General features: G+C 72.7%; 10 protein-coding genes and 1 pseudogene. 5 read left to right on the forward strand and 6 right to left on the reverse strand.

Going from position 1 to position 14052, the window contains the following annotated elements; genetic code table 11:
- Positions 1-248 precede the first annotated feature (248 nt).
- Genes SCK26_RS24115 through SCK26_RS24130 form a run of 4 tightly spaced genes read right to left on the reverse strand, consistent with a single transcriptional unit; the run spans position 249 to position 5897 of the window.
- On the reverse strand, positions 249-1409 hold the full coding sequence (locus SCK26_RS24115) for an acyl-CoA dehydrogenase family protein (RefSeq protein ID WP_318203406.1): 1161 nt from the start codon (positions 1407-1409) through the stop codon (positions 249-251).
- 5 nt (positions 1410-1414) lie between these two features.
- Complete coding sequence (locus tag SCK26_RS24120) at positions 1415-2356, reverse strand: hydroxymethylglutaryl-CoA lyase (RefSeq protein ID WP_318203407.1); 942 nt, start codon at positions 2354-2356, stop codon at positions 1415-1417.
- On the reverse strand, positions 2353-4269 hold the full coding sequence (locus tag SCK26_RS24125; RefSeq protein WP_318203408.1) for an acetyl/propionyl/methylcrotonyl-CoA carboxylase subunit alpha: 1917 nt from the start codon (positions 4267-4269) through the stop codon (positions 2353-2355). Before SCK26_RS24125 ends, SCK26_RS24120 begins: the two co-directional genes overlap by 4 nt.
- Positions 4270-4280: 11 nt before the next feature.
- Positions 4281-5897: a carboxyl transferase domain-containing protein gene (locus SCK26_RS24130; RefSeq protein WP_318203409.1), complete on the reverse strand. Its 1617-nt coding sequence runs from the start codon at positions 5895-5897 to the stop codon at positions 4281-4283.
- Between the two features lie 96 nt (positions 5898-5993).
- On the opposite strand from SCK26_RS24130, the gene SCK26_RS24135 reads away from it, so the two are divergent.
- From SCK26_RS24135 to SCK26_RS24150, 4 genes are all read left to right on the forward strand, one after another.
- The gene (locus tag SCK26_RS24135) at positions 5994-6590 is read left to right on the forward strand and encodes a TetR/AcrR family transcriptional regulator (protein WP_318203410.1); all 597 of its coding nucleotides are present in this window, start codon (positions 5994-5996) and stop codon (positions 6588-6590) included.
- 510 nt (positions 6591-7100) lie between these two features.
- On the forward strand, positions 7101-8258 hold the full coding sequence (locus SCK26_RS24140; RefSeq protein ID WP_318203411.1) for an acyl-CoA dehydrogenase family protein: 1158 nt from the start codon (positions 7101-7103) through the stop codon (positions 8256-8258).
- 36 nt (positions 8259-8294) lie between these two features.
- Positions 8295-9170, forward strand: a complete 876-nt coding sequence (locus SCK26_RS24145; RefSeq protein ID WP_318203412.1) for an acyl-CoA thioesterase II — start codon at positions 8295-8297, stop codon at positions 9168-9170.
- Positions 9171-9475: 305 nt separating this feature from the next.
- Complete coding sequence (locus tag SCK26_RS24150) at positions 9476-9895, forward strand: hypothetical protein (protein ID WP_318203413.1); 420 nt, start codon at positions 9476-9478, stop codon at positions 9893-9895.
- Positions 9896-10005: 110 nt separating this feature from the next.
- Here SCK26_RS24150 and SCK26_RS24155 read toward each other — a convergent pair whose 3' ends face one another.
- Complete coding sequence (locus SCK26_RS24155; protein ID WP_318203414.1) at positions 10006-10794, reverse strand: phosphatase; 789 nt, start codon at positions 10792-10794, stop codon at positions 10006-10008.
- 78 nt (positions 10795-10872) lie between these two features.
- Positions 10873-12383: pseudogene (locus SCK26_RS24160) on the reverse strand (PucR family transcriptional regulator ligand-binding domain-containing protein).
- Between the two features lie 173 nt (positions 12384-12556).
- Here SCK26_RS24160 and SCK26_RS24165 point away from each other — a divergent pair.
- Positions 12557-14023, forward strand: a complete 1467-nt coding sequence (locus SCK26_RS24165; protein ID WP_318203415.1) for a sodium:solute symporter — start codon at positions 12557-12559, stop codon at positions 14021-14023.
- The last annotated feature ends 29 nt before the right edge of the window (positions 14024-14052 follow it).

A 14052-nucleotide genomic window follows, 5' to 3' on the forward strand; every position in this document is an offset into this window, starting at 1 on the left:
CTGCTGGTGGCCTCGCTCCTCCGTCGTCCCCTTCCTTCTGCGCCACTCGTTCCAGAGCAGCCCTCCCCGCGATCCGGTGGCCGAGGAGCCCGAGCCGGCCGCTTTCTCCGGGCGGTCTTACCGCAGCCGTGACGACTCCGTTCCGGCCCGCCGCCGTTGAACGTCGTCCGATGCGGCAGCGGGGTGCCCGGGGAGTGGCCGGCCCGGCCGCTCCCCGGGCACCCGTAGTCCCGCGCGAGTGGTGTGCCTCAGCCTGCCAGGCCCAGTTCGCGGGCGATCAGCATCCGCTGTACCTCGCTCGTGCCCTCGCCGATTTCCAGGATCTTGGAGTCGCGCCACATGCGGGCCACCGGGTACTCGTTCATGAAGCCGTAGCCGCCGTGGATCTGGGTGGCGTCGCGGGCGTTGTCGACGGCGACCGTGGAGGAGTGGAGCTTGGCGAGGGCCGCCTCCTTCTTGAAGGGCTCGCCCGCGACCAGGCGGGACGCCGCGTCGCGCCAGGCCAGCCGGGCCGTGTGGGCCTTCATCTCCATGTCGGCGATCTTGAACTGGATGGCCTGGTTGGCGCCGATCGGGCGGCCGAAGGCGTGACGTTCCTTCGCGTACTTGACCGACTCGTCCACACAGCCCTGGGCCAGGCCCGTGGCGAGCGCGGCGATGGCGATCCGGCCCTCGTCCAGGATGCGCAGGAACTGGGCGTACCCGCGGCCCTGTTCGCCCAGCAGATTGGCGGCCGGGACCCGGACGTCCTGGAAGGACAGCTCGCGGGTGTCGGAGGCGTTCCAGCCGACCTTCGAATAGGGCGCCGCCACCGTGAAGCCCGGCGTGCCGGACGGCACGATGACGGCCGAGATCTCCGGACGGCCGTCCGGCTTGCGGCCGGTCACCGCGGTGACGGTCACCAGGCCCGTGATGTCCGTGCCCGAGTTGGTGATGAAGCACTTGGTGCCGTTGATCACCCACTCGTCCGTGTCCGGGTCCAGGCGGGCGGTCGTACGGGTCGCTCCGGCGTCGCTGCCGCCGTCGGGTTCCGTCAGGCCGAACGCGCCCAGGATCTCGCCCGAGCACAGCCGCGGCAGCCACTCGCGCTTCTGCTCCGGCGTGCCGAACAGATGCAGCGGCATCGCGCCCAGCGAGACACCCGCCTCCAGCGTGATCGCCACCGAGGAGTCCACCCGGGCCAGCTCCTCCAGCACGAGGCCGAGCGCCAGATAGTCGCCGCCCATGCCGCCGTACTCCTCCGGGAACGGCAGCCCGAACAGGCCCATGCGGCCCATCTCGCGGACGATCTCGTACGGGAACTCGTGCCGCTCGTAGAAGTCGCCGATCTTCGGCGCCACGACATCGTGCGCGAACTCCTCCACCGTACGGCGGAGTTCCTCCAGCTCGGGGCTGAGACGGTGGTCCATGCTGATCACTGGTCCTTGTGGGAGAGAGCGCGGACGGTACGGGACGGGCTGGGCCGGCCCAGCTGTTCGGCCATCCACACGCTGGTGGCGGTCAGACGGCCGAGGTCGGCCCCCGTCTCGATGCCGAGCCCGTGCAGCATCCAGACGAGGTCCTCGGTGGCCAGATTGCCGGTGGCGGACTTGGCGTACGGGCAGCCGCCGAGTCCCCCGGCGGAGGCGTCCACGGTGCTGACGCCGTGCTGGAGGGCGGCCAGGGTGTTGGCGAGCGCCTGGCCGTAGGTGTCGTGGAAGTGCACGCCGATCGCGTCCGTCGGCACGCCCCGCTCGTTCAGCAGGGCGAGCAGCGCGCGGACCTGGCCCGGGGTGGCCACCCCGATGGTGTCGCCGAGGCTCAGCTCGTCGCAGCCCATGTCCCGCAGCGCCACGCACACCCGCGCCACCTGGGCGAGCGGCACCGGGCCCTCCCACGGGTCGCCGAAGCACATCGACACATAGCCCCGCACCCGCACGCCCTCGTCCTTCGCGCGCCGCACCACCGGCTCGAACACCGCGAGGGACTCCTCCAGCGTCCGGTTGAGGTTGGCCTTGGCGAAGGACTCGGTGGCGCTGGCGAACACGGCGACGTACCGCGCGCCGAGGGCCAGCGCCCGGTCCAGGCCGCGCTGGTTGGGCACCAGCACCGGAAGGGCCGCGTCCAGGTCCTTGACCCGAGGGAACAGCTCCTCCGCGTCGGCCAGTTGCGGCACCCACTCGGGGCGGACGAAGCTCGTCGCCTCGATGGTGGTCAGGCCCGCGTCCGCCAGCCGCCGGATGAACTCGGCCTTCACCGCCGTCGGTACGGCCGTCTTCTCGTTCTGCAGGCCGTCGCGCGCGCCCACCTCGTGAATCCGCACCCGCGCGGGCAGTCCCTCGGCCGGTACGGCCATGGGCAGTCCTTCGACGCTCATCCGGCCGCCTCCTCGTGCGGTGCGATGACGGCCAGCACCTGGTCCATGGCGACCGTGCTGCCCGGCGTCACGTCCAGTTCGGCGACCGTGCCGGCGTGCGGTGCGGAGATGACGTGCTCCATCTTCATCGCCTCCACCACCAGCAGGCTCTGCCCGGCGGCCACCTCGTCGCCGACGGCCACCTTGACCACCGTGACCGTGCCCGGCATGGGCGCGGTCAGGGAGTCGGCGCCCGCGTGGGCCGCCCGGTTCAGCGAGGCGGCGACCGGGTCGTGGTCGCGCACCTGCCAGGCGTCGCCGTCCCGGCCGAGCCAGTCGCCGGCGCGGCGGAAGGTGTGCCGGACGCCGTCCAGGGTGACGCTCACCCGGTCGCCGGTGACGGTGTGCTCGCCCCGCGGGGTGCGGGCCACCGGTTCGCGCACCCGCAGGTGGAAGACCGGCGGCTTCGGAGTGCCGCCCAGCCGCCAGCCGTCCGGCACCGAGAACGGGTCGGTCCAGCCCGCACCGCGCGGCTTCAGCGCGTGCAGCCGTACGGCCGCCGCCGCCTCGTACACCTCCTCCGGCACCTCGGCCGGGACCAGGTCGTCCACCACCCGCTCCACCAGCCCGGTGTCCAGCTCGCCGGCGACCACCGCCGGATGGGCCAGCAGCCGGCGCAGGAACCCGGCGTTGGTCTGCACGCCCAGCGTGACCGTCTCCGCCAGGGCCGCCCGCAGCCTGCGCAGCGCGGTCGCGCGGTCGGGGCCGTAGGCGATCACCTTGGACAGCATCGGGTCGTACAGGCTGCCCACCTCGGTGCCCTCGCTCAGCCCGGAGTCGGTGCGCACCCCGTCGCCTTCGGGTTCGTCCAGCAGCAGGACCGTTCCGCCGGAGGGCAGGAAGCCGCGTGCCGGGTCCTCGGCGCAGATCCGGGCCTCGACGGCGTGCCCGGTGAGGGTGACGCCGGACTGGTCGAAGGACAGCGGTTCGCCGGCCGCGACCCGCAGCTGCCACTCCACCAGGTCCAGTCCGGTCACCAGCTCGGTGACCGGGTGCTCCACCTGGAGCCGGGTGTTCATCTCCATGAAGTAGTACTGCGACGGGTCGCCGCCCGGGACGATGAACTCCACCGTGCCCGCGCCCCGGTACCCGCACGAGCGCGCCGCCTGCACGGCCGCCTCGCCCATCGCGGCCCGGGTCCTGTCGTCGAGGAGCACACTCGGCGCCTCCTCGACGACCTTCTGGTGGCGCCGCTGGAGGGAGCACTCGCGCTCGCCGAGGTGCACCACGTTGCCGTGGCCGTCGGCCAGCACCTGGATCTCGATGTGCCGGGGCCGGTCGATCCACCGCTCCACCAGCAGCGTGTCGTCGCCGAAGGAGGCGCGGGCCTCCCGGCGGGCGGCGGCGATCTCCTCCTCCAGCACGGTCAGGTCCCGCACCAGGCGCATGCCCTTGCCGCCGCCGCCGGCGGACGGCTTCAGCAGCACGGGCGCCCCGAGGGCGCGGGCCGCCTCGGCCAGCTCGGGATCGCGTCCGCCCGGCACCACCGGCACCCCGGCCGCCTCGACCGTCTCCTTGGCCCGGATCTTGTCGCCCATCAGCGCGATCGCGTCCGCGGGCGGGCCGATGAAGACGAGCCCCGCCTCCTCGCACGCCCGCGCGAAGGCCGCGTTCTCGGCGAGGAAGCCGTAGCCGGGGTGGACGGCCTGGGCGCCGGTGCGGGCGGCGGCATCGAGCAGCCGCTCCACGGACAGATAGCTTTCGGCGGCCGGCGGCGGACCGATCCGGACCGCCGTGTCGGCCTCCCGGACGTGCCGCGCGTCGGCGTCGGCGTCGGAGAAGACCGCCACCGAGCGCACGCCCAGGGCGCGCAGCGTACGGATCACGCGTACGGCGATCTCGCCCCGGTTGGCCACCAGCACTGTGTCGAACACGGTTCCCCTCCTCACATCCGGAAGACGCCGAACTGGGGGTCTCCCAGAGGCGCGTTGGCGCAGGCCGTCAGGGCCAGACCGAGGACCTGACGGGTGTCCAGCGGGTCGATCACGCCGTCGTCCCAGAGCCGGGCGGTGGCGTAGTAGGCGTTGCCCTGACGTTCGTACCGCGCGCGGATCGGCGCCTTGAACGCCTCTTCGTCCTCGGCGGGCCACTCCTCGCCGCGGCCCTCCAGCTGGTCCCGCTTGACGGTCGCCAGCACGGACGCGGCCTGCTCGCCGCCCATCACGGAGATCTTGGCGTTGGGCCACATCCACAGGAAGCGCGGGGAGTAGGCCCGGCCGCACATCGAGTAGTTGCCCGCGCCGTAGGAGCCGCCGACCACCACGGTCAGCTTCGGCACGCGCGTGCAGGCCACCGCCGTGACCATCTTGGCGCCGTGCTTGGCGATGCCCCCCGCCTCGTAGTCCCTGCCGACCATGAAGCCCGAGATGTTCTGGAGGAACACCAGCGGGATGCCGCGCTGGTCGCACAGCTCGATGAAGTGCGCGCCCTTCTGGGCGGACTCGGAGAACAGGATGCCGTTGTTGGCGACGATGCCCACCGGGTGGCCGTGGATCCGCGCGAACCCGGTCACCAGGGTCTGCCCGAACTCGGCCTTGAACTCGGCGAACCGGGAGCCGTCGACCACGCGCGCGATGATCTCGCGGACGTCGTAGGGGGTGCGGGAGTCGACCGGGACGGCGCCGTAGAGACCGTAGGGGTCGACCTTGGGCTCGACGGACGGCAGGACCTCCCACGGCGGGGACTGCCGGGCCGGGAGCGTGGCCACGATGTCCCGGACGATCCGGAGCGCGTGCGCGTCGTCCTCGGCGAGGTGGTCGGTGACCCCGGATACCCGGGAGTGCACCTCGCCGCCGCCCAGTTCCTCGGCGGTGACGACCTCGCCGGTGGCCGCCTTCACCAGGGGCGGCCCGCCGAGGAAGATCGTGCCCTGGTTCCGCACGATCACGGCCTCGTCGCTCATCGCCGGGACGTACGCCCCGCCCGCCGTGCAGGAGCCCAGCACGGCCGCGATCTGCGGGATGCCGGCGCCGGACATCCGCGCCTGGTTGTAGAAGATCCGGCCGAAGTGGTCCCGGTCGGGGAAGACCTCGTCCTGCATCGGCAGGAAGGCGCCGCCGGAGTCGACCAGATAGACGCACGGCAGCCGGTTGTCGAGGGCCACCTCCTGGGCGCGCAGGTGCTTCTTGACCGTCATCGGGTAGTACGTGCCGCCCTTGACCGTGGCGTCGTTCGCCACGATCACGCACGCGCGGCCGGCGACCCGGCCGATGCCGGCGATCACCCCGGCGGCCGGGGCCTGCCCGTCGTACATCCCGTCGGCCGCGAGCGGCGCCAGCTCCAGGAAGGGCGAGCCCGGGTCGAGCAGTGTGTCCACCCTGTCCCTCGGCAGCAGTTTGCCGCGCGCGGTGTGCCGGGCCCGCGCCCGCTCGCCGCCGCCGAGGGCCGCCGCGGCCAGTTTGCCGCGCAGCTCCTCCACGAGTGCGAGATGGGCCCTCTCGTTGGCCCGCCAGCCCTCCGACGCGGGATCGGCCGCGCTGCGAAGCTCCGGTGCCTCCTGCATCCTGCGGTCCCCTCACCGGTGTCCGAACCTGTTAATGAGCGTTAACCATTTCCTTCAGGTTAACGACCGCTAACCGCGCTGTCTAGAATTGTCGGCATGGCCAGCAGAACCGACGCCCCCACCCGCCGTGAGCAGATCCTCAAGGAGGCCGCACGGCTCTTCGCCGAACGCGGATTCCACGGCGTCGGCGTCGACGAGATAGGCGCCGCGGTCGGCATCAGCGGCCCCGGCCTGTACCGGCACTTCCCCGGCAAGGACGCGATGCTCGCCGAGCTGCTGGTCGGCATCAGCGGACAGCTGCTCACCGGGGCCAGGCGCCGGCTGGCGGAGGCCGACGGGATTCCCGCGACCCGGGTCCTTGACTCCCTGATCGAGGGCCACATCGACTTCGCCCTGGACGACCGCCCGCTGATCACCCTGCACGACCGGGAGCTGGACCGGCTGCGCGACAGCGACCGCAAGCTGGTGCGCCAGCTCCAGCGGCAGTACGTGGAGCTGTGGGTGCAGGTGGTCCGCGACGCCTATCCGGGCCTGACCGAACCGGCCGCCCGCTCGGCCGTCCACTCCGTCTTCGGCCTGCTCAACTCCACCCCTCACCTCGGCCGCGCCGGCACGCTTCCCGGCCGGGGCACGACGGCGACCCTGCTGCACCGCATGGCCCGGGGCGCCTTCGAGGCGGCCGGGGAGGCGTAGCCGCCGGGCGTGCCGTGGCGCGGCCGACCCGGGGGAGGCGGCGCCACCGGTGACGAGCTGCGCCGAACGTGCCCGGAGCGCCCCGGCCCGATGCCGCCTGCCGCACGCGGACGCGGACGCGACTCCTCCGCCCCGCCGCCGCCCACGCACGCGGCGCCCCACGCCGCCACGAACCGTGCCCGGGGGTGATTCCGTCGGTCAGGGGTGGCTCGTGTCCGGGGGTGGGCTCGTCGGGCCAGGACTTCATGCCCGTGGGCCGGCTCGTCCGTCGGGGGCTTCGTCCGGTGGGCCGGGTCGGCTGTTGTGGGCCGTGAGGGAGGCGTGACCGGTGTGCCGCCGGGGGCCGGGCCTTTTCGGGGTGGCGAGGTGCGGTCTCCTCGTGCCGGCTCGGAGGGCGTGACGAGTATTACGGCCGAACCCCTCTGGACGGAGTTCCGTACTCGCCGGTACGGTGAATGAGCAAGCGCTTAGACATGCCGAAGTCATGCCAAGGTACGTGGAGGTGGCGGCGTGCGCCGTACGGTGTTCAACGAGGATCACGAGGCGTTCCGGGAGACCCTTCGCGCCTTCATCGAGGCCGAGGTCGTCCCGGTCTACGACGAGTGGTTCGCCGCCGGCCAGGCGCCGCGCGACTTCTACTACAAGCTCGGCGAGCTGGGCGTCTTCGGCATCAGCGTGCCCGAGGAGTTCGGCGGCGCGGGCCTGGACACCCACAAGTTCGAGGCCGTCCTCTACGAGGAGACCGCGCGCGCGGGCGTACAGTTCGGCGGCTCCGGCGTGCACGTGCTGCTCGCCCTGCCCTACATCAAGATGCTCGCCACCGAGGAGCAGAAGAAGCGCTACCTGCCGAAGTTCGTCACCGGCGAGGAGATGTGGGCCATCGCGATGACGGAGCCGGGCACCGGTTCCGACCTCGCGGGCATGAAGACCACCGCCAAGCTGAGCGAGGACGGCACGCACTACGTCCTCAACGGCGCCAAGACCTTCATCACGGGCGGCGTGCACGCCGACAAGGTGATCGTCTGCGCCCGCACCGCCGCGCCGACCGCCGAGGACCGCCGCCACGGCATCTCCCTGTTCGCCGTGGACACCAAGTCCGAGGGCTACTCCATCGGCCGCAAGCTGGACAAGCTGGGCCTGCGCACCTCCGACACCGCCGAGCTGGCCTTCGTCGACGTCAAGGTGCCCGTCGAGGACCTCCTCGGCGAGGAGAACAAGGGCTTCTACTACCTCGGCCACAACCTGGCCTCGGAGCGCTGGGGCATCGCCTTCGGCGCCTACGCCCAGGCCAAGGCCGCCGTCCGGTTCGCCAAGCAGTACGTGCAGGAGCGCACCGTCTTCGGCAAGCCGGTCGCCCACTTCCAGAACACCAAGTTCGAGCTGGCCGCCTGCCAGGCCGAGGTGGACGCCGCCGAGGCCGTCGCCGACCGCGCCCTGGAGGCGCTGGACGCCGGCGAGCTGACCCCCGCCGAGGCCGCCTCCGCCAAGCTGTTCTGCACCGAGGTCGCGCACCGCGTCATCGACCGCTGCCTCCAGCTGCACGGCGGCTACGGCTACATGAACGAGTACCCGATCGCCCGCCTGTACGCGGACAACCGCGTCAACCGCATCTACGGCGGCACCAGCGAGATCATGAAGACGATCATCGCCAAGGACATGGGCCTGTAAGGGCACCGCGGCCACACCGGGGTATACCTGCACCTCATGAGCCAGGCACTCCAGGACCTCCTCGATCTGCTCGACCTGGAGCAGATCGAGGAGGACATCTTCCGCGGCCGGTCCCGCCCCGCCGTCGTCCCGCGCGTCTTCGGCGGGCAGGTCGCGGCGCAGGCGCTGGTCGCCGCCGGGCGCACGGTCCCCGCCGACCGGCCCGCCCACTCCCTGCACGCGTACTTCCTGCGCCCCGGCGACCCGGGCGCGCCGATCGTCTACACCGTGGACCGCATCCGCGACGGACGGTCCTTCACCACCCGCCGGGTGGTCGCCGTCCAGCACGGCAAGCCGATCTTCCACCTCTCCGCGTCCTTCCAGGTGTACGAGGACGGCCTGGACCACCAGGCGCCCATGCCCGCCGCGCCCGACCCGGCGACCCTGCCCACCTCCCCGGAGCGGCTGCGCGGCTACGGCCACCTCGCCCCGGAGGTCGTCGAGCGGTTCCTGGAGGCCCGCGAGGCGGTCGACCTCAGGTACGTCGACGAGCCGCCGTACGGCCGCTACGGCGAGCCGCGCGAACCGCACTCACAGGTGTGGTTCCGCGTCAACGGCAAGCTCGACGGCGACGACCCCTTGCGCCACGTCGTCCTCGCCACCTACGTCTCGGACATGACCCTGCTGGACTCCGTGCTGCTCGCCCACGGGCGCGGCGGCTGGGCGGTCGGGGACGTCGTCGGGGCGTCGCTGGACCACGCGATGTGGTTCCACCGGCCCTTCCGGGCCGACGAATGGCTGCTGTACGACCAGGAGTCGCCGTCCGCGTCCGGCGGCCGGGGCCTCGGCCAGGCCCGCATATACACGCAGGACGGACGGCTCGCCATCACGGTCATCCAGGAGGGCGTGGTCCGCGTTCCGAGACAGCCGTGACAGCCGTGTCGTTCGAGATGACTTGTGGCGTATGTCCGATTAGGCTCTCTGAGTGAAGGCCGCAGTGAACGGCATGCCCCGGATGCGGGATTTCCGGAACCTCCGGCTCCCGGCCGCAGCACCCGCCGGCGCGATCGCGTACGGGTGGACTGTGGGGGCATCGGTGAAGACGCCGTCTCGTTCGATCCTGCTGCGGTGACACGAGAAGACCGCGCCGCATCTTCCTCATCAGCCGCGGCGACGGCCATCCACCTCGCGCTTCCTCCGAGGAACCGCGAGAGACGATGGAGATGGAAGGTATTCCCATGCGATCACAGCGCACGAGGCGTCTTGTCGCGTTGTCCGCCTCCGGCCTGCTGCTGGCAGGCGGGGCCGCGTTCGGCACGGCCGCGACGGCCTCCGCGTCGGACTACGGCAGCGACAGTTCCTACAGCCGGGACGACGGGGGCCATGGCTGGTGGAACAACGATGACGATGACGACGACTACGGCTACGGCGACCACGACGGTGGCTACGGCGGCGACCACGACGGTGGTTACGGCGGTGACCACGGCGGCTACGGCGGTGACCATGGCGGCTACGGCGGTGGTGACCACGGTGGCGGCGGCGACCACGGCGGCGGCGGCGGCGACCACGGCGGCGGTGGCGGCGACCACGGCGGCGGTGGCGGTGGCCACGGCGGCGGCGGTGGCGGCGGTCACGGCGGCGGTGGCGGCGGCCACTGATCCGAGGTGAACAACGGAACATGGTGTGCGGCCTCCTCGCGGGGCCGCACACCGCTTTGCGCGCGCCTCTTGACGCCCGGTCAGGTGGCGTCCGGTCAGGTGGGGACCCGTCAGTCCAGTCCGGCCGCTGCCAGCAGATACGCCGTCATCGGGTCGTAGTAGCGGGGACTGGCCACGTGGTCGTCGAGCGGGACCACCACCTGCACGGTTCCCTCGGCCTCGGCGAGGAACAGCGCCGGGTCGTTGGAGTCGGCGTACCCGACCGAGTCGACGCCGTGCTGTCCCGCGTATCCGGCCCAGCCGTGGTCGGCGACGACCAGATCGGGCAGCGGACGCCCCTCGCGCTCGAGTCCGGTAAGGACGGCCCGCATCGGCTCCCCGGAGTGGGTGTGCCACAGCGTCGCCCCGTGCTCCAGCACGGCCACGTCCGCGAACTGCATCACGTACCCCTCGTCCGTCCGCAGCCCGTCCGGCACGACCACGATCTCGCAGCCGGCGGCACGCAGCGCGGCGGCCGTGGCCCGGTGCACGTCCAGCAGCCCGCCCGGGTGCCCGGTCGCGAACAGCACCCGCTGGCGTCCCTCGGCCGCCTTGCGCAGCCGCGCCGCCATCCGCTCCAGCGCCGCCACGGTCAGTTCCGGGTCGATGGTGTCCTGTCCGTACCGGTACTCCGGGTCGTCGTTGACGCCCACCCGCTCGGCCATGACCGCCAGCACGTCCTGCTCGTCCGTCCAGCGGTCGCCCAGCTCCAGGCCGAACCAGAAGTTGCGGACACCGTTGGCGAGCTGACGGTAGTGGGAGAGGTTGTTCTCGCGGGGCGTGGCGACGTCCCCCGCGATGCGGGTGCGCACCAGATGGTCGACGAGCTGGGCGCGGCTGGGTGTCCCGGATATCGGCATGGCTCCCATTGTGGGGCAGCGCGGGGCGCCGGTCCCGGGGATACCGCCCGCTGGGACGGGGGTCACGCGGCGGCGCGGTCAGTCCTGGCGCAGTGCGAACCACAGCTCCATGCGCACGTCCGGATGGTCCAGGTCGGTGTCCAGCAGGGCCGCGCAGCGGGCGATGCGCTGCCGCACGGTGTTGCGGTGCACGCCTAGCGCCACCGCCGTACGGTCCCAGCTGCCGTGCAGCGACAGCCAGGTGCGCAGCGTCTCGGCGAGCGCGGGCCGGCCCGCGAGGGGGGCGAGCAGGGTACGGGCGTGGGCCTCGGCGTCCGCCGCCGGCACGAGGTCCGCGAGCGCGGGCGGCCGGCGTGCCGGAGCAGCGGGGCGCGGGTGGCGCGGGCGCGGGCCAGGGCGCGGGCGGCCTGGGTGTCGGCGGCCGGCCACTCCCGGGGCCCGGCCGGGGCGCTGACGCCGAGGGTCCAGCCGGGCTGCGGCTGCGGCACCCGGTCGGCGGGCACCAGGACCCGTACGACGTCGTCGGCGAGGTCGACCAGCGGCGACGCCAGGGCGGCGCCGAGCGCGGAGGCGGTGACCGGGTCCGGCGCCTGGGCCTCCGGCCGGGCGTGCACGACGAGCCACCGGCCGGCGCCGAGCAGCGGGGCGACCTCCTCGGGCGGGGCGCCGAGCAGCAGCCGTACCAGCGCGGAGGACCGGGCCGCGCCGGCCCCGCTGTGGTGCTCGCCGGTCAGCAGGGCCAGCAGCACGGCGGCGACCGACGCGATGGTGTGGTCCCCGGCCTCCCGCCGCGCACTCGCCACCCCGAGCACGAACCCCTCCCCGGCCCCGAGCGCGTACACGGCGAGGTGGACCCCGCCGCGGGTGTCGGTGGCGGAGGCGGGGTGCGCGGGGGTTCTCGCCGGGTGGGAGGCGGGCCTCACCACGTCGGCCAGAGCGGCCAGGGCCGCCCGCACGTCCCCCGGCGTCTCCTGTCCCGCTCCCGCGATCTCCGTGCCGTCCGGGCCGTAGAGGACCGCCCGGCCGGACAGGTGCCGGGAGAGCCGCCGGAGGACGGAGGGGATGGGGTCGGGACGGGCGGCGGCTGCCGCGAGGCTCCGCTGGGCCTCGGTGACGCGGCGCAGCTCGGCCAGCCGGGCCTGGGCCATCAGCTGCCAGACCGCGCGGGCCACGGCCGCGAACGTGGTCTGCGGCGGGACCTCCAGCAGCGGCAGGCCGTGCCGCTCGCAGGCGGCGACCAGGGCGCGCGGGACCGCCTCGTGCACCGGGGCCACGCCGAAGCCGAGGGCCGCGCCGCCCGCCGCCACGATCCGGGAGACGTACGCGTCGAAATAGGTGCCGGAGCCGGCCGCCTCCGGAATGTGCACTCCGGCCGTGAGCAGCAGCTCGCCGCCCAGCAGATAGGGGTAGGGGTCGGTCATCTCCGAGGTGTGCGCCCCGTGGAGCACGGTCCCGGTGTCCGCCGGCCCGGCGATCTGCCGCAGGGCCAGGTCCTCGCGGGCCAGCAGCGCCTGGAGCGGGACGGGCGGGGTCGGCGGGACCGCAGGGGCCGGGGCGATCGTTTCCGGCATGGTGTGCACACCCTCCATCCCGCCCCGTTCCTCTGGAGGAAACGTACACTTCGCAGTCGCTTTCCGGCCACCTACTGTCAAGGGAGCACGGCAGCCGCGGGTACGGGCGGATGTCCCCGCGAGCCGCTGCCGACCCCTGCGGAGTATCTGCACGACACGCCACCGGACAGTGCGCGAAGGAGGGCCGCCCCATGGCCGTCGACTACACAGTGATCGTCGTCTATCTCGCCGGCATGCTGGCGATGGGCTGGTGGGGCATGCGCCGCGCCAAGTCCAAGAGCGAGTTCCTGGTGGCGGGCCGCCGCCTGGGCCCGGCCATGTACTCCGGCACCATGGCGGCGATCGTCCTCGGCGGCGCTTCCACCATCGGCGGCGTGGGCCTCGGCTACCGGTACGGCCTGTCCGGCGCCTGGATGGTCCTCACCATCGGCCTCGGCCTCCTCGCCCTGTCCGTGTTCTTCTCCGCCCGCATCGCCCGCCTGAAGGTCTACACCGTCTCCGAGATGCTGGACCTGCGCTACGGCGGCCGGGCGGGCGTGATCTCGGGCGTGGTCATGTGGGCGTACACCCTCATGCTCGCGGTGACCTCCACCATCGCCTACGCCACCATCTTCGACGTGCTGTTCGACGTGAACCGCACGGTGGCGATCGTCATCGGCGGCGCGATCGTCGTGGCGTACTCCACCCTCGGCGGGATGTGGTCCATCACCCTGACCGACATGGTGCAGTTCGTCGTCAAGACGATCGGCGTGCTGCTCCTGCTGCTGCCCATCGCGGTGGTCAAGGCGGGCGGCTTCGCCGAGATGAGGGCGAAGCTGCCGGCCTCCTACTTCGACCCGCTGGGCATCGGCGGCGAGACGATCTTCACCTATGTGCTGATCTACACGTTCGGCATGCTGATCGGCCAGGACATCTGGCAGCGCGTGTTCACCGCCCGCAGCGACCGCACCGCCCGCTGGGGCGGCACGGTGGCCGGGACCTACTGCCTGGCCTACGCCGTGGCCGGCGCGGTGATCGGCACGGCCGCCAAGGTGCTCTACCCGGAGCTGGGCAGCCCCGACGACGCCTTCGCCACCATCGTCAAGGACGAACTCCCCGTCGGAGTGCGCGGCCTGGTGCTGGCCGCCGCCCTGGCCGCCGTGATGTCGACCTCCTCCGGCGCCCTGATCGCCTGCGCCACGGTCGCCAACAACGACATCTGGTCCCGGCTGCGGGGCCTCGCCAAGCGCTCCGGGGAGCACGAAGAACACGACGAGGTCGCCGGCAACCGCGCCTTCATCCTGGTCATGGGCCTCGCCGTGATCGGCACCGCGATCGCGCTGAACAACGTGGTCGAGGCGCTCACCGTGGCGTACAACCTGCTCGTCGGCGGCCTGCTGGTGCCCATCCTCGGCGGCCTGCTGTGGAAGCGCGGCACGGCCCGCGGCGCGCTGGCCGCCGTCGGCGTCGGCGGCCTGGCCGTCATCGGCCTGATGGCCGGCTACGGCATCCTCGCCAACGAGCCCGTCTACTACGGCCTGTCGGCCTCCCTCGTGGCCTACGTCGCCGTCTCCCTGGCCACCCGGCCCACCGACGAGGCGGTGCTCGCCGCCTGGCGCGAGCGCCTCGCCGGGCGGTCTTCCGAACTCCCGTCCGAAACGGTCCCGGCTCACCAGTAGAGTCATAGGGAAAGCAGTACATGCGCGAC

This window comes from Streptomyces sp. SCL15-4 (assembly GCF_033366695.1).
In the GTDB taxonomy this organism is placed as follows: Bacteria; Actinomycetota; Actinomycetes; order Streptomycetales; family Streptomycetaceae; genus Streptomyces.

What these genes read in the sequence shown, in the direction of transcription:
- SCK26_RS24115 (WP_318203406.1), bottom strand. Translation starts at nt 1,409, where the DNA reads ATGGACCACCGTCTCAGCCCCGAGCTGGAGGAACTCCGCCGTACGGTG.
- SCK26_RS24120 (WP_318203407.1), bottom strand. Translation starts at nt 2,356, where the DNA reads ATGAGCGTCGAAGGACTGCCCATGGCCGTACCGGCCGAGGGACTGCCC.
- SCK26_RS24130 (WP_318203409.1), bottom strand. Translation starts at nt 5,897, where the DNA reads ATGCAGGAGGCACCGGAGCTTCGCAGCGCGGCCGATCCCGCGTCGGAG.
- SCK26_RS24135 (WP_318203410.1), top strand. Translation starts at nt 5,994, where the DNA reads ATGGCCAGCAGAACCGACGCCCCCACCCGCCGTGAGCAGATCCTCAAG.
- SCK26_RS24145 (WP_318203412.1), top strand. Translation starts at nt 8,295, where the DNA reads ATGAGCCAGGCACTCCAGGACCTCCTCGATCTGCTCGACCTGGAGCAG.
- SCK26_RS24150 (WP_318203413.1), top strand. Translation starts at nt 9,476, where the DNA reads ATGCGATCACAGCGCACGAGGCGTCTTGTCGCGTTGTCCGCCTCCGGC.
- SCK26_RS24155 (WP_318203414.1), bottom strand. Translation starts at nt 10,794, where the DNA reads ATGCCGATATCCGGGACACCCAGCCGCGCCCAGCTCGTCGACCATCTG.
- SCK26_RS24165 (WP_318203415.1), top strand. Translation starts at nt 12,557, where the DNA reads ATGGCCGTCGACTACACAGTGATCGTCGTCTATCTCGCCGGCATGCTG.